General features: G+C 54.1%; 17 protein-coding genes. 5 read left to right on the top strand and 12 right to left on the bottom strand.

Going from position 1 to position 19,860, the window contains the following annotated elements:
* Window positions 1–335: 335 nt before the first annotated feature.
* From DL239_RS20365 to DL239_RS20355, 3 genes are all read right to left on the bottom strand, one after another.
* Window positions 336–1,406: a TauD/TfdA family dioxygenase gene (locus DL239_RS20365; RefSeq protein ID WP_206188567.1), complete on the bottom strand. Its 1,071-nt coding sequence runs from the start codon at window positions 1,404–1,406 to the stop codon at window positions 336–338.
* A gap of 156 nt (window positions 1,407–1,562) precedes the next feature.
* Window positions 1,563–2,567, bottom strand: a complete 1,005-nt coding sequence (locus DL239_RS20360) for a D-cysteine desulfhydrase family protein (protein WP_240932095.1) — start codon at window positions 2,565–2,567, stop codon at window positions 1,563–1,565.
* A gap of 12 nt (window positions 2,568–2,579) precedes the next feature.
* Window positions 2,580–3,308, bottom strand: a complete 729-nt coding sequence (locus DL239_RS20355) for a TSUP family transporter (protein WP_255456316.1) — start codon at window positions 3,306–3,308, stop codon at window positions 2,580–2,582.
* Between the two features lie 103 nt (window positions 3,309–3,411).
* Here DL239_RS20355 and DL239_RS20350 point away from each other — a divergent pair, with 103 nt between their 5' ends.
* Window positions 3,412–4,311 (top strand): LysR family transcriptional regulator, encoded by a 900-nt coding sequence (locus DL239_RS20350; RefSeq protein WP_167685936.1) that lies wholly within the window; start codon window positions 3,412–3,414, stop codon window positions 4,309–4,311.
* Between the two features lie 114 nt (window positions 4,312–4,425).
* Here DL239_RS20350 and DL239_RS20345 read toward each other — a convergent pair whose 3' ends face one another.
* Window positions 4,426–5,403 carry a LysR family transcriptional regulator gene (locus tag DL239_RS20345; protein WP_255456315.1) on the bottom strand — a complete coding sequence of 326 codons (978 nt, stop codon included), beginning with the start codon at window positions 5,401–5,403 and terminating at the stop codon, window positions 4,426–4,428.
* 113 nt (window positions 5,404–5,516) lie between these two features.
* Between DL239_RS20345 and DL239_RS20340 the strand changes: the two genes are divergently transcribed.
* The 4 genes from DL239_RS20340 (at window position 5,517) to DL239_RS20325 (ending at window position 10,868) form a co-directional block, all read left to right on the top strand.
* Entirely contained in the window at window positions 5,517–6,527 is a 1,011-nt protein-coding gene (locus DL239_RS20340) for a TAXI family TRAP transporter solute-binding subunit (RefSeq protein WP_167685934.1), read from the top strand.
* 133 nt (window positions 6,528–6,660) lie between these two features.
* Complete coding sequence (locus DL239_RS20335; protein WP_167685933.1) at window positions 6,661–8,880, top strand: TRAP transporter permease; 2,220 nt, start codon at window positions 6,661–6,663, stop codon at window positions 8,878–8,880.
* Window positions 8,877–10,133 (top strand): NAD(P)/FAD-dependent oxidoreductase, encoded by a 1,257-nt coding sequence (locus tag DL239_RS20330; RefSeq protein ID WP_167685932.1) that lies wholly within the window; start codon window positions 8,877–8,879, stop codon window positions 10,131–10,133. Before DL239_RS20335 ends, DL239_RS20330 begins: the two co-directional genes overlap by 4 nt.
* A gap of 12 nt (window positions 10,134–10,145) precedes the next feature.
* Window positions 10,146–10,868, top strand: coding sequence for an aspartate/glutamate racemase family protein (locus DL239_RS20325; RefSeq protein ID WP_167685931.1), 723 nt, complete (start codon window positions 10,146–10,148; stop codon window positions 10,866–10,868).
* 222 nt (window positions 10,869–11,090) lie between these two features.
* On the opposite strand, the gene DL239_RS20320 is transcribed toward DL239_RS20325, so the two are convergent.
* From DL239_RS20320 to DL239_RS20285, 8 genes are all read right to left on the bottom strand, one after another.
* Window positions 11,091–11,306 (bottom strand): hypothetical protein, encoded by a 216-nt coding sequence (locus DL239_RS20320; protein ID WP_167685930.1) that lies wholly within the window; start codon window positions 11,304–11,306, stop codon window positions 11,091–11,093.
* Window positions 11,307–11,333: 27 nt separating this feature from the next.
* Window positions 11,334–12,371: an SIS domain-containing protein gene (locus DL239_RS20315; RefSeq protein ID WP_206188565.1), complete on the bottom strand. Its 1,038-nt coding sequence runs from the start codon at window positions 12,369–12,371 to the stop codon at window positions 11,334–11,336.
* 1 nt (window position 12,372) lies between these two features.
* Window positions 12,373–13,113, bottom strand: coding sequence for an ATP-binding cassette domain-containing protein (locus DL239_RS20310; protein WP_167685929.1), 741 nt, complete (start codon window positions 13,111–13,113; stop codon window positions 12,373–12,375).
* Window positions 13,110–14,321: an alanine racemase gene (locus tag DL239_RS20305; RefSeq protein ID WP_167685928.1), complete on the bottom strand. Its 1,212-nt coding sequence runs from the start codon at window positions 14,319–14,321 to the stop codon at window positions 13,110–13,112. Before DL239_RS20305 ends, DL239_RS20310 begins: the two co-directional genes overlap by 4 nt.
* Before the next feature lie 14 nt (window positions 14,322–14,335).
* Window positions 14,336–15,289 carry an ABC transporter permease gene (locus tag DL239_RS20300; RefSeq protein ID WP_167685927.1) on the bottom strand — a complete coding sequence of 318 codons (954 nt, stop codon included), beginning with the start codon at window positions 15,287–15,289 and terminating at the stop codon, window positions 14,336–14,338.
* 284 nt (window positions 15,290–15,573) lie between these two features.
* Window positions 15,574–16,629: a substrate-binding domain-containing protein gene (locus DL239_RS20295; protein ID WP_167685926.1), complete on the bottom strand. Its 1,056-nt coding sequence runs from the start codon at window positions 16,627–16,629 to the stop codon at window positions 15,574–15,576.
* A 14-nt stretch (window positions 16,630–16,643) separates the two neighbouring features.
* The gene (locus DL239_RS20290; RefSeq protein ID WP_167685925.1) at window positions 16,644–17,909 is read right to left on the bottom strand and encodes a M20 family metallopeptidase; all 1,266 of its coding nucleotides are present in this window, start codon (window positions 17,907–17,909) and stop codon (window positions 16,644–16,646) included.
* Window positions 17,906–19,120 (bottom strand): ROK family transcriptional regulator, encoded by a 1,215-nt coding sequence (locus DL239_RS20285; RefSeq protein ID WP_167685924.1) that lies wholly within the window; start codon window positions 19,118–19,120, stop codon window positions 17,906–17,908. The genes DL239_RS20290 and DL239_RS20285 overlap by 4 nt, the downstream gene beginning before the upstream one ends.
* Between the last annotated feature and the right edge of the window lie 740 nt (window positions 19,121–19,860).

Genomic DNA, 19,860 nt, shown 5'->3' with positions numbered 1-19,860 from the left:
CCAATCCAGGCCAAAGCCGCAGCGTGAAACAGAGGCGGGAACACATTGTCCCGTTATACGGACACGCGAAAACTTCGAGTTTTTCAACAACATTCGCAGGAAGCGAACTTTGCAAAGTCGGGGGCACCAGATAAATTGGATTGACAAGATCGGCCCAAAGCCGTCGTTTATGACTATTGCGGCGAAGGATAGGAATGGTTCTACATTATCCATTTGGCGAAAGTGATACGTTTGGTCGTGAAGGGCCAAAGTCGGCATTGGGCCGCCACCGAATCTGGAGGTGGCAGTTTCCGATACTTTCCTATTCAAAACAACACAACATCCTGCGCCACTTGTCAGTCTAAAGGTGCGTGCAGCTTGGTTTCTTTAGTGATTATTCCGCCGCGATTGCCAATTTCAATTGAGCCATAACGTTCTTTGAAGCACTCAGGCAGTGGTCGGTCGCCATCGACCGAAAGCCAGAGGCGCATGAGGTGACGTCGCTTACTGGGGTCAGGCCAGTCGAGAAAGCCTGTGCGATCATGCAGCTGTGAATGGTTGTAGACAAATTGCATGTCACCCGGTTCCAATTGCATCCCAAAACAAAGTGTTGGGTCATTGGCTAGTTCATCGAACATGTCTAGCGCTTCAACATGTTCAGTCGTAAGCGGCATAGCGCCGTCAAACCGTTGGGCGCTGTCGATGTATTGACGTTGGTAGAATACCGTCAATTGCCCCTTATGCCAATTCAAAACGGGTATTTCCATGAAGGGCCTGGCACCTTCTGGAATTTCACCCCGACGGTCAGTGGCGATTGGGTCAAAGAGCTTTGCCAGAAGATCTGGTCGCTCGGCCTTCATCCTATTGTAGATGGATACAGCGCTTACAAGTAACGACCGCCCCCCTTCCTTGGCTTCTCGCAGGCATAGTAAGCCGACGACATCAGCACTGTCCGTGTGAAAGGTTTGGCGTTCGCATGTCTGATAAATGCGGCTGTTGGGATCGTTGACATCACCACCAATATCGCGAACGTGCCCCAAAATATGACCTTGTGCATTTTGGGAACGCGCGCTTCCCAGATGGGCGCCAAGACCACAAAAAATGGTTGCAGCAAATTTCTGAGAGTACCCTACGATTGGCAGACCGCGCAGCACTTGGACGCCCGCTCCAGTCAACAGGATCTTACTCAATTCCCCAACATGAGTGGAAAATGTTGTGAGAGGAAAGGTTTCCTTAGAAATCTCTCCAACATCAAGCTCCAGTGCAAGAAAATGCCGAGCTGCGTTTTCAAGATCGGCAATGCCTTCTGGTTTTAGTTGATAAAGCCAGGCATCAGGATTGTCTGCCATGTCTTGTCCGATCCATGCAGCCGGCCCCGTAATACGCGTGGGAAGATCAGCTAGATCTTGAGAAAGCTGGTTTGGCATCGAGAACACTCCGATTAAGGATGAAAATTGTCAGTTCGGTCGTTTGTTTTACTTCCGCAGCGATGACATTGGTGGACGAACCAGTTTACGAATTGAGGTTTTCGCTGCGGAATGTTTCTCGGTAAATCACTGTAAGTCCAGATCAGTACACACTGCTCAAAATTCCTCTTGATAACCAAAGAGAGCAGGCAAACCTCCAGTATGCAACATGACAACCTTTTGCCCGGTTAGAATGTGACCGTTCTCAATCAGGTCCAACAAGCCAGCGAAAGTTTTTGCGGTGTAAACAGGATCGAGAAAAACCCCTTCGGTTCGTGCCATCAAACCTAACGCGTGTTGAGTGCTTAGACCCATCTTCCCATAACCGGGGGCCAACGCATTATCCCAGGCATGCACAGCATCCGAGGTCAGTTTTGGGTCAATGTCCAGCAATCTGGACAATTTGTGCAGCACTGTTTTTACCCGATGCTGCTGTTGTTGGTGATCACGACGCACACATATCCCGTGGACCGGGGCCGATTGACCTGACAAGCGCAACCCGGTCAAGAGCCCCGCGTGTGTTGCACCGCTGCCTGATGGAACAACGACAGCATCAAAATCATCCATCTGCTCACAGAGTTCCAATCCTGCGGCCACATATCCCAGGGCGCCGAGCGGCGGGTGGTCCAACCCCAGATGGATCACATATGGCTTTCTACCGTTGGCCTTGATCTGATCAGAGCGTGCATGAAGCGCGGCATCGGCCCCGGCTTCGTCTTCCCCCTCTGGATAGCTGATGTGCTCCGCCCCCAATATTTTGGCCAGCAGAACATTCCCAGACGTGTAATATGGCTCTCCCATACCCGCGACCCGCTCTTCCAACTGCAAAATGGCGCTCAGTCCCAATTTCGCCGCCGCTGCCGCCGCTGAACGTACATAGTTTGATTGCACCGCACCGGTGATAAGGACCGTATCAGCCCCCTTCGCCAACGCGTCGCCAAAGTAGAACTCAAGCTGACGGGTCTTATTGCCGCCAAACCCGAGGCCAGTAAGATCATCCCGCTTGAGCCACAAATCAATTTCAAGGCGCTCAGACATCCGGTCCAATCGGACCAAAGGCGTTTCACCATTCATGAGCGGTGCGCGTGGAAAGCGGGCCAGAATTTCGTCGTTTTGCATCATTATGCCTCTTGTCTAACTCACCAAATAGGCGCGCCGGAAAAGCGCGTAACAGGCCAGGATTGAGATGACCCGAATGGCATTTTTAATCAGGTGCTGAGGCAGCAGTGGGCCGACCACGCGGCCAAGAATGCTGCCCAACAGCGTGGCCGAGACGAAGGTCCAAACCCCGGGCGCCTGTGCAAAACCTCCCCCGTTCACCATGCTATGCAACAGCAGTGCAACACCATATGCGACCAGCGCTATGGGTTGGACTAATCTACGGGTATCATGAGCCGACCGACCGGTTGCGATCAGACCAAACACCATCAGAGGTCCGGGGGTTGCGGCCCAAACTGTGGATAAACCAGACAATCCGGAGATCGACGCAAAGCCACTTGTCCGGACCACCGAGCGAAGTGGGATCAGCGTTGTTAGAACACCAATCAGCAACAACATAGCGGTTAAGCCTAGTACGATTTGTTCTGACAAATAGGGATAAACAACCAACCCTAGTACCACGCCTAACAGACACCCCATAATCGCAGTCTTAATCGTCTTTTTCTCGGTTATCCAAATGCGCCAGTCAACGGCAACCGCTGACACCAGCGTATTCAGCATCAGCAGGACAGGAACTGCGACCGAAGTTCCCAGCAAAACCATCATGGGAGGGCCCGCAACAATGCTAAACCCAATCCCGACCCCAACCTGAAGCACGGCTCCCATGAATATTGCCAGCAGCAGTAATGTTATATCCAGGGGCAAAGGCGTTCCTTTCAGCAGGCAGTTACACCTTACATATCGCCAATCTCGATACTTAAAAAATCAAAAAGTTGCATCACTTGATGCGTTTCTGTTATCAATCCTCATGCGCCTTTCCGCCCGCCAGATTGAAATTTTCCAGATGGCCTATCGCCAGAAATCGACGCGTAAAGCAGCAGAAGCATTGCATATTTCGCAACCTGCGATCAGTCGGGCAGTCGCAGAACTTGAAACTGAAATTGGGGTAGCGCTGTTTGACCGGTCGGGACGTAAATTTGAACCGACCGCAGCGGCCCACAGCCTGCAAGAGGCGGCACTAAAACACTATCACGGGTTGGAAAGAGTCAGGGATGCTGCACGCCAAATTGCCTCAGGGATGGGTGGCCACCTGAGAGTAGCCGCGCTTCCCGTTGTGGCGGATACCCGGGTCGCCAGTGCGGCGGGTCGTCTCATGGCGCGACATCCAGCACTTAGGATTGATGTCGATGTGCTGAACGAAGACTCATGTCTCGCAGCACTAAGAGAAGGGCGTGTAGACTGCGTGGTCATTTCCTCGGACCCCGGAGATCCTAATCTGGCATGCATCCGGGCGGCAGATGTCATGCCAACTGCCATTTTACATTCGGATGACAAACTTTCTCATCTTGGTAAGATATCGTTGGCAGAACTGGCAAGCGTACCTCAAGTAATGCTGCCAACTCACAGTCCGTTCCGCCGCGCCGTCGAGCATATGTTTGATCAGGCCGGTGAACCCTTTCAGGTCATGGCGGAAGCAGGTACCCAATCCGCGCTGATCAGAATGGTGGCTCAGGGTGTAGGCCGGGCAATTGTAGATCAGGGGTCTTTGAACCTAGTTGCCGAACCCGAAGTAATCGGCGTGCCGCTGACCGTTGAACTGAAATGGCCAATTCGGATTGTAAGCCCCTCGGCATCAACCGGTGCGCCGGGCCTTCAGAAATTGGTTCGCGAACTGGCGGAATTTGATAGCATAATCAGGACCCGCTAATAGTGGCTGTATTGGTGTCAGTCGTGTGCAGGGTAGGTTTTGATTCACTCTTGGTCCTTGCACCATCGTGATCTGGTCCAACAGAAAAGCATGACGATGGAGCGACAGACCACCTTACGTTTCTCCATTTGGCCGCTCCCAAGCCTTCAGCTGAGTTTTCACCCAGTCTCTCCACCGGTCCACAAATTCCTCGGCCAAACAGGACAAGGGGCGCTGGTGCGGAGTGAGGATCGAGTAGCCAAACGGGACATCTGGCTTGAATGGCCGAAAGACGATGCGCGCCGCATCACCTTTGCTGCGCAGGTATGAATATGCGCTGAGCACATCAACGACGGCGCAAACCTGTCCGGCCTCGATAAAGGGAAACAGCGGCAGAAAATACTGCATGTCCACGCGGATTTTGAATTCCGTATCCATGGCAGCAAAGGCCGCCTGAGTGTTGGAAAACGTTGAATGAGTTGGTTGCAAAGCTCCCATCGGGTGACCATCCAGATCCTTGGCGGTGATAATTTTATGCGCGGCCAAGGGATGGTCGATGGGTAAGGCACACAAGCAATTGCAGGTCATGCTTTCATTGAGGAATAGACGGTCGGGTTCATCAAGAACCTCAAGGTCACAAAAACCCACGTCAAAGCCCTGAGCCGAGATCAGATTACGTACCTGAGGCGAACTTCGTGTGGCGACGGTGACATGTACTTCGGGACGATCTGCGATAAAGCGACTGATGAACTCAGGAAGCAGAAATGCCGACGGACCAGGCATGGCAACAATACGCAGATGCCCGGTTCGTCGATCACGGAGTGCCGTTAGATTCTGCTCCGCTGTGCTTATCCGGTCGAGCACTTCTTTGGCTTCGGAAAGAAGATAATGCGCCTCGGGCACGGGCACCAATCGCCGTCCTTCGCGCAGGAAAAGCGGCATGTCCAGATCCGTTTCCAGTGTTTTCAGTGAGGCGCTGATGGCCGGTTGGGTCCGGTGTAAATTGCGGGCGGCCTGACTGATCGAGCCGGATCTCATAATTTCCCTAAAGACTGTAAGCTGCTGCAAGTTCAAGAAAAGATTCCATACATAAAGAATATTTATGGATACCATAAAACTTTGAGTTTGTGTTTATCTAAATTGCCAACCACCCTTGGCCAATCGAAATTGCAACAAACGTTCCCGGCCAAAACGGGGCGCAGCACGATATCAGGGAGAATTTGACAATGGGCTTTATCAAGAAAATTACCGCAACGGCGCTGGCATGCAGCATGGTAACCGGGGTTGTACATGCACAAGACATGACCTTTTTCCGTATTGGCACCGGCGGGGCAGGCGGGACCTATTTCCCCATTGGTGGTATTATTGCCAATGCGATTTCCAACCCACCTGGCTCACGGGCCTGCGAAGAAGGCGGCAACTGCGGTGTGCCCGGCTTGGTGGCGATGGCGCAATCAACCAATGCCTCGGCGCATAATGTGAATGCGATCCAAACAGGTCAGATGGAGGCAGGCCTGTCCGGTGCCGCGACCCTGCATTTTGCCTATCACGGAACGGAAAAGTTTGAGGGCAACGCCAAGCCTGATCTGCGGGTGATTGCCAATCTTTATCCCGAGGATCTGCATCTGGTGCTGCCAGAGGGCCAGAACCTGAGCAATCTTGGTGATCTCAAAGGTCAGCGCGTCGGCATTGCACAGGCAGGGTCTGGCACCCAGATTGCAGTTGAACTGATCCTGGGGGATTACGGTATCAATCGCGACAATATCGATGAAGCCGAACTGAACAACAGTCAGTCCGCGGAACGTATTGCTGATGGCCAGCTGGATGCCTATTTCTATGCTGCTGGTACCCCAGTGGCCGCGATGATCCAACTGGACAACACCAAAGGGATGGAATTGCACAATTGGTCCGCCGAAGAGATCAAGATGGCAAATACTACGGTGCCTTACTACATTCCTTCGAAAATCCCCGCAGGCACTTACCAGGGTATAGATTACGACGTTAACACGGTTGCCGTGTCGGGTATGTTGGTGACCAATGCCAACCAGCCCGAAGAGCTGATCTATGAAATCACCAAGGCAATGTGGTCTGATACTGCCCGTAAGCTGCTGGACAATGGCCATCCTAAAGGTCGTGCAATCACGCTGGAGACCGCACTGGAAGGCGTCGAAGGCATTGGTGTTCCCCTGCACCCCGGGGCCGAGCGGTTCTATCGTGAAATGGGTATGATCAAATAATCAACCTCTCCCGACTGCGGCAGCGAAGAGGTTCTTTTCGCTGCCGCCTTTTGTTTGCCTGAACGTGGCATGGCTGCAGCCATTTTGTCTGCGCCGGCACAGGGCAATAGCATCCTGATTTTTGGAACCTCCTATGCCCGTCAATTCGCATCTCGATAATAAAACGCTGGAAGAGCTGGAAAAGAAGTACGATTCAGCGCTGAACACCCGTGACAATGGCCCTGTTCTGACCAGGGTGATTTACTGGGCAAGCATCGGCTTTGCGCTTTATCACCTGTGGACCGCAGGGTTCGGCACGCCGGTTGACCACGTTCATATGGGCGTTCACCTGTCGGGGTTGTTCCTGTTCATCTTTGTTGGCTTTCCACTGATCAAGTCAGCACGTGCCTTAGAATGGCGGGGTTCGCGAGTGCTGGCACCGGGAAATGTGCCACTATATGATTGGGCTCTGGCTGGCTTGGGCATTTCTGCTGCGCTTTTCCTGTGGCTTAGCTGGCGTGGGTTTAACGGCTTTGGATTTGACATTGCAGAGCAAGCGCTACGTCAGGGAAACCCATCGAGGCCTGATGTGTTCTTTGGCTCCATTCTGGTCCTAACCGTTTTAGAGATTGCCCGCCGTACAATCGGCTTTGTGCTGCCGCTTATTATCTTGGTCTTTATGGTCTACGCTTTGTTTGGCCCCTATATGCCGGCGCAAATTCTTAAGCATCCGGGCGTCAACTGGCAGCAGTTCGTCAACAATATGTACTTCCCGTCCGAGGGCATCTTTGGTGTCACGCTGTGGGTGGTTTCAACAGTAGTGTTTCACTTTGTGCTGTTCGGCGTGGTGGCGCAGCGCATGGGGCTGGGGCAGTTTTTTGTCGATAATGCGATGATCCTGGCCGGGCGCTATACCGGCGGACCGGCTAAGGTATCAGTCATATCGTCTGCCTTCTTTGGCACCATCTCGGGCAGCTCGATTGCCAATACGGTTTCTACCGGATCGCTGACCATCCCCAATATGAAGAAGATGGGCTATCCCGGCCACTTTGCCGGCGGTGTTGAGGCCGCAGCCTCGGCTGGAGGGCAGATCACGCCACCTATCATGGGCGCTGCGTCCTTCCTGATGGCTGAGTATCTTGAGGTGCCCTATACCACCATCGTGATCGCTGCCATTGTCCCGGCGCTGATGCACTATATCGGCGTGATGTCGATTGTGCATTTCACCGCTAAACGGTTGAGATTGCCCACCTATACACGAGATCAACTGCCCAATATGCTAGCCGTTTGGAAAGACGGCTGGTATACGATCATTCCACTGATCGCGCTGCTGTTGGTGCTGTTCTCTGGCTACTCCCCCAATATGGCCGCCTTTATCGGGCTGAACCTGTGTATTGTCGTGGGATTCTGTGGCATGGACCGTCCGCTGACCTTGCCTATTCCGCTCGCCTTACTGGGGTTCATCTTCTGGAAAGCATCGCCCTATTCTGGCGAGGGGTATTCCCCCGAGATGGCGGGAATGCTGGCGGCGCTGACCATCCTTGGCAGCCTGCATCGCAACAAAAGACAAAGCTTCCGGGACCTGTTTGATAGTTTTCACGTCGGTGTTCAATATGCGCTGGCGGTGGGGGCGGCCTCGGCTGCGGTTGGCATTGTTGTCGGCGTTATCAACACAACCGGAGTTGGGTTCCGCCTTGGTTTTATGGTGACTGGTGGTGCGGCAGATATGGCGGCGACGCTGGCCCCGCTGCTGGACTGGACCGGTCTTGAAACCTTTAGCCACAGTTCGATCCAGCAATTCCTGTCCCTGGTCCTGATCGCTATGGCCTGTATCCTGATGGGGGCTGGGCTGCCGACCACGGCGCTATATATCATGCTGGTGGCTGTCGCCACACCGGCCCTGAACCAACTGGGGGTGCCGCCGCTCGCCACCCATATGTTCGTTCTGTATTACGGTGTGATTTCTGAGATCACCCCGCCGGTCTGTGCCTCGGCCTATGCCGCTGCCGGTATCGCAGGCGCCAACCCGTTCCGAACTGGCATGAGCGCCTTTACCCTGGGGTTGGGGAAACTGATGGTGCCGATGGTGTTTGTCTATGCGCCGACAATGCTGATTGTGCTGCCCGAGTATTTTACCGTGCTCAGCTTCTTGCAGGTCAGTCTGACCTGTGCACTCGGTGTCTTTGCCATTGCCACGGCCGTGTCCGCTTACTTTCTGGCTCCATTACATGGCTTCTGGCGGCTCCTGATGGCAATTGGCGGGTTGATGATGGTGGCACCGAGCGGAGCTTCGGATCTCATCGCATTGGTCGTCATTGCCCCGGCTGTGTTGCAGCAACTGGCCAGCCTCCGTCAGGACCGGGTTGCCGCATGAGCCAGACCTCCAAGGATAAGGCTCTGGACGTCACGGTGCTGGGCGCGGGAATTGTCGGCATCTGTACGGCGCTGTCGCTGATTGAAAAGGGGCTGCGCGTACGGCTGGTAGACCGCGATGCCCCAGGTCAAGCAACCTCCTTTGGTAATGCGGGGATCATCTCGCCTTGGTCTGTGGTGCCGCAATCCATGCCTGGGCTGTGGAAACAGGTGCCGGGCATGCTGCTGGATCCCTTGGGACCGGTGGCGGTCAAACCGAGTTATCTGCCGCAGCTTGCCCACTGGGGGCTTCGGTTCATGCGCGAAGGAAGCAAATCACGCATTCCAGCGATTTCCGATGCTATGGAACTGTTGAACCACGATTGCGTGACTCTTTTCCGCCAACACCTAGCCGGAACTGGGCGCGAAGATTTGGTGCGTGATAGCCTCTATGTCCATGCCTTTCGCAATTCGGATTCGGCCAATCTGTCGGACATCGGCTATGTCATGCGCAGGGAAAAAGGTGCGCGGTTAGAAAGGATCGAAGCGGCAGATTTGCATGATCTTGAACCGGCCTTGAGCCCCGAGTTTCAAGCCGCAGTGCTTATTCATGATCAGGCGCGGGCACTGGCCCCGGGTGAGATCGGCACGGTACTGGCTGACAAATTCCGCACCTTGGGCGGAGAGATTCAGCGCCAAGAGGTCACGGCGATCCGACCCGAAGATGGTGGGTGGGCTTATGACACCGCAGAAGGCCCCTGCCGGTCGCACAAATTGGTCCTGGCGATGGGCGTCTGGTCGACAACATTGCTGAAACCACTGGGTATCCGCATTCCGATGCAAGCCGAGCGCGGTTATCATGTGTCGTTTCAGGATCCGGGTATCGCACTGAACCATTCGGTAATGGACATGGATATGAAATTTGTCGCGTCGTCGATGAATGACGGGCTGCGGGTTGCTGGTACCGCCGAATTTGCAGGCCTAGATGCGCCACCCAATCAAAAACGGCTGGATGGACTAATCCAGCTGACCCGATCCATGCTGCCGGGCCTGAACGAGAGCGACATTCAAACCTGGTCGGGCCAGCGGCCAAGTCTGCCTGATAGCCTGCCGTGTATTGGTGAAATCAATGGTTTTCCGGGGCTGATTGCTGCCTTTGGACATAGCCATTACGGCTTGATGATGGCGCCTAAAACCGGACGCATCGTGGCTGACCTTGTGGTTGAAACACCCGCCAATACCGATCTCTCGCCCTTTCGACCCAACCGATTCTAAAGGAGCACTCTCGTGACTTTTGACCCTGGTGGACAAAATATCTGCGGTATTTCCATTGGTGTTCTGTCGCTGGAAAGCTATTTCCCCAAACCTCCGGGTCATATCAAGAACCCCTCTAGCCTGCCGTTCACAACGACGTACGAAATCCTGCATGGGATCACCGTTCCCAAGCTATTGAACAGCCCGTCGCCTGACATGCTTGTACCCATTCTGGACGCGGCGCGCCGGCTCGATGCCCAAGGCGTGCTGGCAATTACCGGCTCTTGCGGTTTCCTCGCACTATTTCAGAGGGAAATCGCCGAGGCAGTCTCGATCCCTGTCTTTGTGTCCTCACTGTTGCAGGTGCCGATGGCTTACCAGATGACCCGGGCACCCGTTGGTGTGCTGACCGCGTCCGCTGCTGTTCTTACCGGCAGGCATATCGAGGGCGTCGGGGCACAGGGCATTCCGATTGTGGTGCAAGGTCTAGAGGATACAGAGGAATTTGCCTCAGTCATCCTAAGAAACGAAAGAGACGGGATGGATTTGGTCGAGGTCCAACGCGAAGTTCTAGCAGCTGGACGTCGATTGATTGAGCGCGCACCGGATGTTGGGGCGATTGTTCTGGAATGCACCGATTTGCCGCCCTACGCCCATGATCTTCAGCGGCAGCTGAAGCGCCCAATATTCGATCTGACCACTTTGGCGACCATGATGCATGACGTCGTATTGCGGAGGAGATACTTCGAGTTGTGAGTTGGGCTGACCACAGGGTGTCATGCTGTTCGATCCAAAGCCGCTTCTTCAAAGGTCTCTCACCCCGAAAGGCCGTTGTCGGTCGGTCTTTCGGGGTGATATGCGGCACTGAAGGGCAGGTAGTATCCTAAAGTCTCAATGTGGCGCAGCAGATTGAAGTAGTCTACCTCACCGTGATCCGTTCAGTCCCATATTTCATCTCCTTTGTTGCAATAAATGCTATCAAAGGAGCGGTATCAAACCGCGACGGGTCCAAAAAGGCTTTCCCTCAAGAACATCCTCAACCAGACGAATGGCCGCGAGGTGCAGATCAATGGTTTGCTCTGCAGGATGGCCGGCATGGAACTGCCATTGATACAAGATGCGATTACTTGCCCAGTACCAGTCGTGACCAAGCTTTTTCTCTGGAATCCCAACACCACCGGGATCTGCCCTCATTCCTTCGTGTGAACAGTCCCACTTTATTCAAACGGTCACGGTTACCTTGTTCAACCCGCTTGGCGCATCAGCATTTTCACCAAGATTGCGGGCTAGTTTTTCCACAAAACTGTAAAACCCGATAATCTGGACCAGTGGGTGCAGCAACGGGTGATCTACTGTTGGCACAGGCAGCTGATTTGGGCATCCAATATCAGGCGAAATTACAAAAGCGATGGCTTCGCGTTGGCCCATGGTCTGTATTACGGTTTGGATAGAAACTCGGGTCTCGTCCCGGCTGTCAAAAATCATACTGGCAAATCGATTGTCTGCCAAAACGACGGGTCCGTGCAGAAGTTCGGCAGCTGAAAAAACCTCGGCATGGATTCGACAGGTTTCCTTTAATTTCAACGCCGCTTCAGCAGCGACCGCAAAGCCCGGCCCGCGGCCAACGGTAAACGCAGATCCAGCACGGGCGAGGGACAGTTGCGCTTTGCTCCAGTCATTGTTCAAAGCTTTCTTGGCTGCATCGGGAAAACTGCGCAGGGCGGTTTCCAACGCCTTGTCGTTGGTAAACCCTGCCGCAAAGCCAAGGATGGCAAATAGGGTGTTGACGAAGGATTTTGTGGCGGCGACTGCTTTTTCCGGTCCGGCAAGAACATCCAGAACCGTGTCAGCTGATCTGCCAACGGGACTGTCAGAGACATTCAAAAACGCCAGTGTTTGTGCTCCACCTTGTTTCGCCGCCGCTTGCAACGCTACCAGATCGGGGCTGCCGCCTGATTGCGAGATTGTGAGGCAGATAAGATCCTGCAATTTCAATGGGGTTTTGTAGACCGAGGCAATGGATGGCCCAATAGAGGTCACCGGCAGACCTGTTCGAGTTTCCATCACATACTTGAAGAAAGTTGCAGCATGGTCAGATGTTCCGCGTGCGCAGGTTACAAACCCACGGGGGGGTGTCTGTGCAGCTTGTTGACCTGCCAGTAGATAGCTGTCCAAACCGTCTTGGATCTGTCGGTGCAGGACTTCAGGGATCTCAGACACTTCGCGTGCCATGATGGTGCCAATCATTTTCGTATCCATTTTAGGCAACCCCTGTGATCATCGAGACAATTTTGTTCTTGTCGGTTTTAGCTGTTTCTCGAATGCCAATCTGTTGACCACGACGCAGCACGCAAATTCGGTCGGATAGGCGGAACACCTGGTCCAGGCTGTGGCTTATGATCAGGATAGCGAGGTTCTTTTTCTTGAGGTTCTCGATCAGATCCTCGACCCGCGCGGTTTCCGCCACGCCAAGTGCAGCCGTCGGCTCGTCCAGCAGGATCAGTTTGCTGGCCCAATGGGTGGCACGAGCAATAGCGATCCCTTGTCGTTGACCTCCACTCAGCTGGCTGATGGTCGAACTTGCTGAGGGAATACGTACATCCAACTCGTCCACCAGCTCTTGTGACTCGCGACGCATGCGGTCTTTGTCCAGCAGGCCAAAGGGTGGTTTAGTCAACTCACGGCCCAGAAACATGTTCATAAATACCGGCTGCTGGTCTGCCAGGGCCAGATCCTGATAGACAACTTCGATGCCGTTGCTGCGTGCGGAGCTGGCGTCGCTGAAGGAGGCCTCTTCTCCATCCAGCTCAATGGAGCCTGAAGTTGGAGTATAGACCCCGGACACGATCTTGATCAGGGTGGATTTACCTGCACCGTTATCACCGACCAGCGCCACCACTTCACCTGCTTTCAAATCTAGCGAGAAGTCCTGAATGGCGACAACACCACCAAAGGCCTTGTGGATGTTGGTCAAGGACAACACGTTTTGTTCAGCAGTCATGACAAAGCCTTTTCTGGCCAGTCAACGGCCTGTCCAAAGATGTTTTCGATGGTGGTGACCTGTGGGTTTCCGCTGGAAACACCAGAAACCCCAACAACATTGGCGCGGGTGACAAAGGCCTGACCACGGAAACCAAAAACAACAGTGTCGCCGGTCTTGGGTTTCACATCCCCAGTTGCGTCGATCATGCCGTAATAGTCGATCGCTGAATAATCGGGGATCTCGACACTGGCCAGATCTTTGCGCGCACTGGTTGGTTGCGACGAAACAAGCGCCTTCACATCATATTTCGGGAACACCGGATCGACATAAAGTCCGCCACCAAAACAAAAAGCATTACCGCCGTGTTGGTGTGAAACCTCTGACAGGTACAAAACCGCTGGCTCCTCGGGCAGATCCTCGATCGCGTGCAGCGGTGTAGTGCCGTGCAGCGCGTTGCCGGGTTCACATTGGGTGGCGCCAGCCTCGGCAAGGGCAGGCAGAACCGCGGCCGAGTTGGTGCCCGGTGCATTGATTTCAATATCGGTACGTCCGGCGGCGGCAAGGGCAGCAGCAGCGCGTTTCAGAGTATCGAGATTGGGAGTTGGTTTGACGCTGCCGCTTTCCAGATCAAACAACAGGGCCGGGAAGGTGGTGATGCCTGCGAAACGCGCACCGTCCAGTGCGTCGATTTGATCGGCGACCTCACAGATATCTTCGGCTGAAAATCCGCCTTCGTGTCCGCGATAGAATGTATCGCCTTGGGTTTGAATGCGGGCCAGAATGTTCTGAACGCGACCAGCCTTGGCCGCTGCTTTCGCAGCTTCTTTTGCCTTATCGTGGCTAAACACGGTCCAATAGTCCGGCTGAAGCTGGCTGGCCGCAAAATCTGCGTTGCCGCTTGGAACCTGTACTAGGTGGCCAAGGTGGCCGGTTTTTAACCCGGCGCGATGGCAGGCTACGGCGCAATCCATGTCCACGGCAACTGATCGCGTTATGCCGCCACGGATCAAGGCCTGACAAAATCCAGAATGCCGGGCAACCTGTTTGGTCATGGCAAAAGTCTTGAGGCCTAGTTTGGTTGCGGTCTCAGAAAAGGTTTTGGCGTTGCGTTCGACAGTGTCGAGGTCAAGTACATAAGAATTTTCCGGGATCTTACCTTGTTGATGCAGCGCCATGGCAGCTTCGATAAAGGTGGGGTTGCGGCGCATGAGAGTGTCGAGAAACATTTTCTGCTCCTTTCTTAGCGGTTGCTGTCGCGCAGAGACAGGGCGACTGCGACGAGAATGATCAGGCCTCGAACGATCATCTGATCGGAGACCTTGAGGTTCATCAGGATCAGGCCGTTGTTGAGCATCCCCATCAAGAGCGAACCAAGAAGAGCGCCTATAACTGAACCTTTTCCGCCGTTTAGTGCCGTGCCACCTACGATTACCGCAGCGATTACGGTCATTAAATCACTTTCGCCCAGGGTGTATTTTGCGGCCTGAAGGCGCCCGGCATAGAGCAACCCGGCCAGTCCCGCGCAACCGCCGCAGATCATCATGACGTATAGACGCACACGTGGTACTTTAATGCCTGACACTTGTGCGGCGCGGGGATTGTCTCCTGTGGCCAGCACATGGGCACCAAATCGGGTATGGCGGTAAATCAGATGACCAACGGCGACGCCGATCACTGTCCAGATCACCAGTGAGGGGACCGAGAACAATTTGCCGGAGCCAAAGATACCAGTGAATGTGTCGTTCATCACCGGGATGGACCGCAGGTCGGTCATCGAGCGGGCGATACCAGCAAACAACCCCATGGTAGCCAAGGTGACCAGAAACGAAGGCAGTTTTAAATAGGCAATCAGGACACCGTTAAAGGCCCCGATGCCCATGCCAACGCCCAGACCTACGGCAACTCCAAGCGGTAGTGGGTAATCCTGAAGGATGACTGCACAGGACAATGCAGAGACCGCAACTATGGAACCGAAACTGAGATCAATTTCGCCCGCGGATAGTGCAAAGACCAATCCAACGGCCATGATTGTGGCGGGTGCTGTTTGCAGCACGATGTTTGTCAGATTTCGCTGGGTCAGAAACCCATCGTCATAGAGGGTGACTGCGAAGAACAGGAAAATGGCAAGGAAGCCGAAGTAGACAACCGCTTGCTGGAAATCCAATCCGTTCAGGCGTGAGGTGACGCGGGTCATGTCAGTCTTTCAGAGTCGGTGTTTGCAGGAACGAGGCGCGCGCACGCCCCTCGCGGAGAGAGTATGATCAGCGCAGGCGTTCCGGGGCTTCGGCCAATGCAAGTGTCGGGCCAGCTGGCAATACAGAAATGGCGGCCAGTTTAATAAACAGGTTCATTATTTACTTCCTCCAGATCCATTTGGTAAGCCGCTGGGCAGCGCGCCAACGCTGTAATTTTTGCCTTGTGGGAAACGGGGCAACCGCCCAGCAGAACGCGACTGTTTCTGCTGGGCAAGCTCTTAGTTTAATTGCTGGTGGTTAGGCTTGTTGGGGCGGCAATATGCAAGGATTGCATCCAGCCTTCGACCACGTTGTCGGCAGTGACAGTGACAGCAGGTGCCACAACAAATGGCGGCACGTCCTGGTCTAGCAGGTCCAGAACAGCGGCTGCGGCCATTGCGCGGCCCAGCTCATAAGCCTCATCGGCGATGATCGCTGCAACGTTGCCGCCACGTACCATGTCCAGTGCAACCGGTTCGGACAGATCCAGAGTTACGATCTTAGTGGTCTTGTTGCCATTTGCACGCAGCGCTGCCAGCACACCTTCGGCTGGACCAGCCCAAGTGACATAGATTCCGCCCAGATCTGGGTTGCGTAGCAGCATTGCGTTGGCAATCTCTTCTGCGCGGGCAGGGTCGGTGATGCCCTGTTCGGCCACGATCGAGATGTTCGGGTAGTCGTTTTCAATGGTTGTCTTAAACGCATTGTCACGCTGGTTGGTCACATAGTAGCTGGCATCGTGGTAGATCCAGCCGACGGTACCTTTGCCCCCCATTGATTTCGCCAGCGCATCTGCGGCCTGTTTGCCCATCTGGAACAGGTCATCGGTTACAATGGCAGCATAGTCGGCCGGGTGCTCATACCCAGACGGCAGGTTCGACAGGAACACCAGTTTGATGCCTTCAGCCTTGGCCTCTTCAAAGGCAGCAGCAGAGGTCACTGGGTCAAGTGGCAAGGACAAGATGATGCTGGGTTTTTTGACCAAAACGGTTTCAATGTCGCTGCGTTGTTTTGCGGCGTCAAATCCAGCGCTGGTGGTTGCAACAACTTTGATGTTTAGGCGTTCAAATTCGGCAGTCGCGCCAGCGGTAACGGCATTCACAAAATCTGATTGGTCGTGCCACAACAGGGCGGCAGTGTGGTTGCCTGCGCGCACGGCTTCGACATTGGCATCGGATACAGCGACAACATTGGATGGTGTAGCTGTTTCTCCTTGTGGTCCGGTTGTCTGTGCCAGCGCTGGCAGAGTTGCCAACGCGAAGGCTGCAGCCGATAGGCAGGTTTTTGTGATATATTTCATTGGGTTCCTCCTTGTTATTCTTCTTCGCCCGTCTCGGTGCCGCAGTAGGCAACCATAAACAGGGCAAATGAACGAACCGCAGCCAGGTATTCCTCGACATTGACGCGTTCATTGAAAGTGTGAGCGACACTGATGTCGCCGGGTGCGCAGTAGACAGTTGGGCAGCCTATTGCGTTCACCAGAAACGGGGCTTCGGACCAGTAGGGGGCGCCGCCAATTTGACCGCCCTGTGCGTGTTCTTGTTGAACACAGGTCGCCAAAAGACGTGCTGCGTCGTGATTGGGGTCAATTTCTACGGGTGATCCCCCCAAAGGGTGATCGCGTCCGGCAGGGTACTTTATTTCAACTGAAATTTCGTCGCTTAACTCAGCCGAGTTCACAGCATTTTCAAACTGGGCGACGGCTTGGTCCAGATCTTCGCCGGGGCGAAGTTTACGGATGACAGACAGGGCGCATTCGCCGGGAACGGCGATGTATCCGCCGCCCTTGATGTCTGTCACCAAAATGCCCGACGGACCGACAAAATCATGTGAAGGCCCAGCGGTGAGCTCTTCTTCGTGGCGCCAAAGGGCTGTCAGGATTTTGTGGGTCGCCTTTAAAGCATCCACACCATCCTGCGGGGTGCCAAAGTAGGCTGATTTGCCAGTCACTTTGACATCGGCGATGAAAAAGCCGATTTGCGCGGTGTAAACGTTTAGCTTGGTTGGCTCTACGTAGATCGCAAAGTCAGGGGTAGCGATTTCACCTTGTTTGACCCGCTGCACAAGATCTTTGGCGCCTGCGCTGACACCCATTCCGGGTTCACCGCTTTCTTCGTCACCGATAAAGGCAAATGAAATCTGCCCGCGCAGTTTGATATCGGCAGCATCCAGCAAGCGCAACGCGGCCAGTGAGGCGCAGATCCCGGCTTTGAGATCACATGCGCCGCGCCCCCAAATTTCACCGTCAACTTCGATTGCGCCGAATGGGTCCTCACGAGGTTGACCTTCCCATGCGTTCGACCAACCCTGTACGTTTACCGTATCTGTGTGACCGACAATCATAAGACTGGGTCCAGGTTCTGTGCCTTTTCGGTGGCCCCAGATATTGGGTCGGCCGGGCAGGAAGTCAGCCGTGTTTGGCTTTAGCCCGTTGGCGGTCATTACCTCTCTTAGCTGCTCGACAAAATTCGCTTCGTTGCCTGTAATGCTTTGTCTTCCAATCGCGGCTTGTAGCAGTTCAACATCTGCATTTTTGTCTTGAATATCCCTCAGTTTGTGATTGATCGTTTTGTCGCTCATGACACGTCCTCGAGGTAGGTTTTAACCTGAGGTGGAGGAACAACTATTTTTGCGCCTGGAAGGCCGCCCGAAAACAGCGCAATGTGTAGACGTGACAGAGCGACTGATGTGCCGCCAGCAAGAGCGGCATGATTGCCCAGAATAGAAGGCTCGACAGGAATGGAGCGGGGGAAGCAACGGTCAATCTCTGGTTTGATCAGGCTAACCAGCTCTTCTCGTGCGCCGATTGACCCGCCGATGATCACGCAAGCGGGGTCAATCACCGATGCAATTGCGGCGACGGCGCGGGCAACATAGCTGGCGACGGATTCCAGTACTTGTTTGGCATCTTGGTCACCCGCTAGTGCGGCTTCAAATACATCGGGGACGTTTTTGGCGGTGCCGGTCAATTCAAAGTAGTGACTGGTGATGGCTTGTGTTGCGGAAACCCGTTCCAGAGCGCCGGTGGTTTTGCTTTCTGCCTCAAACGGATCAGCGCCAAATGGTAGGAAACCTACCTCGCCGGCAGCGCCGGAAGCACCGCGTACCAATTTGCCGCCGATTACAATACCGGCACCAATGCCCGTACCAATCGAAAGATAGACCAGATCATCCTTGTCACCCTGATGGGTCATCCAGTGCTCGCCCAATGCCGCCAGATTGACGTCATTTTCAACCAGAACCTCAACGCCAAGCCGTTCGTGCAGCAGGGCAGGAAAGTTGATTGTGTCAATACCCTTGATATTTGGGGCCATCTTCACATGCCCGGTTATGGCCTCGGGCACACCCGGCACGCCGACAACTACAACCTGTATCTTGTCTTGATCAATGCTGTGGACGGTGGCTGTTTCAAGAATAAGGCGACCAATTTGATCAACCACCGCTTCGCCACCACTTTGTGTGGTGGGCTCCACCATTTCAGCGACAACTTTTCCGGTAAGGTCACACAGAGCGACGCGCACTTTGGTCCCGCCAAGATCGACACTGGCAACCAGCGCTGCCTCGGGAACGATTTCATAGACTACGGCGCGGCGGCCAACGTTGCCTTCAGTGCGCCCAACCGTTTGAACCCAACCGTCCTTCTCTAGCGACAACACGACTTCCGAAACGGTCTGCTTGGAAAGCCCTGTCATTTTGGCGACGCTGGCCCGGGATATTGGGCCATAGGTTGTGATGGCCTGAACAACTGAGCTGAGTGTCATTCGTCGCGAGAGGTTGGATTGGTCAAGCACAGCAGGCCCCTATTAGTTCGTCTAGCTACCGAACTAATAGGGGTGGTGCGATTATGTCAAACCTTTTCGCGCTTTTTTCTCTGTCTTTTTTGAGGGAGAAATACGCTTGTAGCGGCCGCGCTCAAGGACAAGCCACGGTAAATGTTATACCTTTCCTGGAGCGCGGGGAGCGGATATGGCGCGCACAAAGCGGAAATGACACGACTGTTTGAAGTCCTGATCAAGCAAGTCTAATCCACTTAGCTCCCAATCAAGCGTGCAAAATGGAGGCGTAGAGACGCCCTCGTCAGTCAGACTGACGATGACGAATATGAAATCCAAACCCGCAGACCCTCGTTATGAATGAGGGAGCTTCGGGGGGCAGGTCAGGACAAAGAGAGAAAACGCCTTCTTAACGCGCTCCAGCTTCTTAAGCTTTCTCGAAATCCTGCCCCAACCAGGCATTAGCGTGGCCACCAGCATGAAAACTTTATCGCCATTGCTGAGGGATGTCTGCGAATGATTTGGCTATCATTAAATTCTGTCTCCAGCACAAGTATTGCACGCCGGCCAGCGCTGTCACGACTATCCTTGTGAGGTTAGCCATCAGTCGTCATCCCGTCAGGCTGTCCAAACGAAGCCGAGAGCATCGAGCTTCTCTATACGTGTCCGTCGTCATATAAAATGGAACATCAGAGGGGCTTGACCATTGGAGGCTCTGGTTCGTTTGTGTGATTGATTATGCAGCCTGTTTTTGATGT

Origin of the sequence: Parasedimentitalea denitrificans (assembly GCF_011813015.1) — a bacterium.
GTDB lineage: Bacteria > Pseudomonadota > Alphaproteobacteria > Rhodobacterales > Rhodobacteraceae > Parasedimentitalea > Parasedimentitalea denitrificans.
The sequence above is the reverse complement of the archived record's forward strand: the minus strand, read 5'-3'. Positions and strand labels throughout refer to the sequence as shown.

What these genes read in the sequence shown, in the direction of transcription:
- DL239_RS20315 (WP_206188565.1), bottom strand. Translation starts at nt 12,371, where the DNA reads ATGGATACGAAAATGATTGGCACCATCATGGCACGCGAAGTGTCTGAG.
- DL239_RS20295 (WP_167685926.1), bottom strand. Translation starts at nt 16,629, where the DNA reads ATGAAATATATCACAAAAACCTGCCTATCGGCTGCAGCCTTCGCGTTG.
- DL239_RS20345 (WP_255456315.1), bottom strand. Translation starts at nt 5,403, where the DNA reads ATGGTATCCATAAATATTCTTTATGTATGGAATCTTTTCTTGAACTTG.
- DL239_RS20365 (WP_206188567.1), bottom strand. Translation starts at nt 1,406, where the DNA reads ATGCCAAACCAGCTTTCTCAAGATCTAGCTGATCTTCCCACGCGTATT.
- DL239_RS20330 (WP_167685932.1), top strand. Translation starts at nt 8,877, where the DNA reads ATGAGCCAGACCTCCAAGGATAAGGCTCTGGACGTCACGGTGCTGGGC.
- DL239_RS20300 (WP_167685927.1), bottom strand. Translation starts at nt 15,289, where the DNA reads ATGACCCGCGTCACCTCACGCCTGAACGGATTGGATTTCCAGCAAGCG.
- DL239_RS20360 (WP_240932095.1), bottom strand. Translation starts at nt 2,567, where the DNA reads ATGATGCAAAACGACGAAATTCTGGCCCGCTTTCCACGCGCACCGCTC.
- DL239_RS20310 (WP_167685929.1), bottom strand. Translation starts at nt 13,113, where the DNA reads ATGACTGCTGAACAAAACGTGTTGTCCTTGACCAACATCCACAAGGCC.
- DL239_RS20340 (WP_167685934.1), top strand. Translation starts at nt 5,517, where the DNA reads ATGGGCTTTATCAAGAAAATTACCGCAACGGCGCTGGCATGCAGCATG.
- DL239_RS20335 (WP_167685933.1), top strand. Translation starts at nt 6,661, where the DNA reads ATGCCCGTCAATTCGCATCTCGATAATAAAACGCTGGAAGAGCTGGAA.
- DL239_RS20305 (WP_167685928.1), bottom strand. Translation starts at nt 14,321, where the DNA reads ATGTTTCTCGACACTCTCATGCGCCGCAACCCCACCTTTATCGAAGCT.
- DL239_RS20320 (WP_167685930.1), bottom strand. Translation starts at nt 11,306, where the DNA reads ATGAGGGCAGATCCCGGTGGTGTTGGGATTCCAGAGAAAAAGCTTGGT.
- DL239_RS20350 (WP_167685936.1), top strand. Translation starts at nt 3,412, where the DNA reads ATGCGCCTTTCCGCCCGCCAGATTGAAATTTTCCAGATGGCCTATCGC.
- DL239_RS20290 (WP_167685925.1), bottom strand. Translation starts at nt 17,909, where the DNA reads ATGAGCGACAAAACGATCAATCACAAACTGAGGGATATTCAAGACAAA.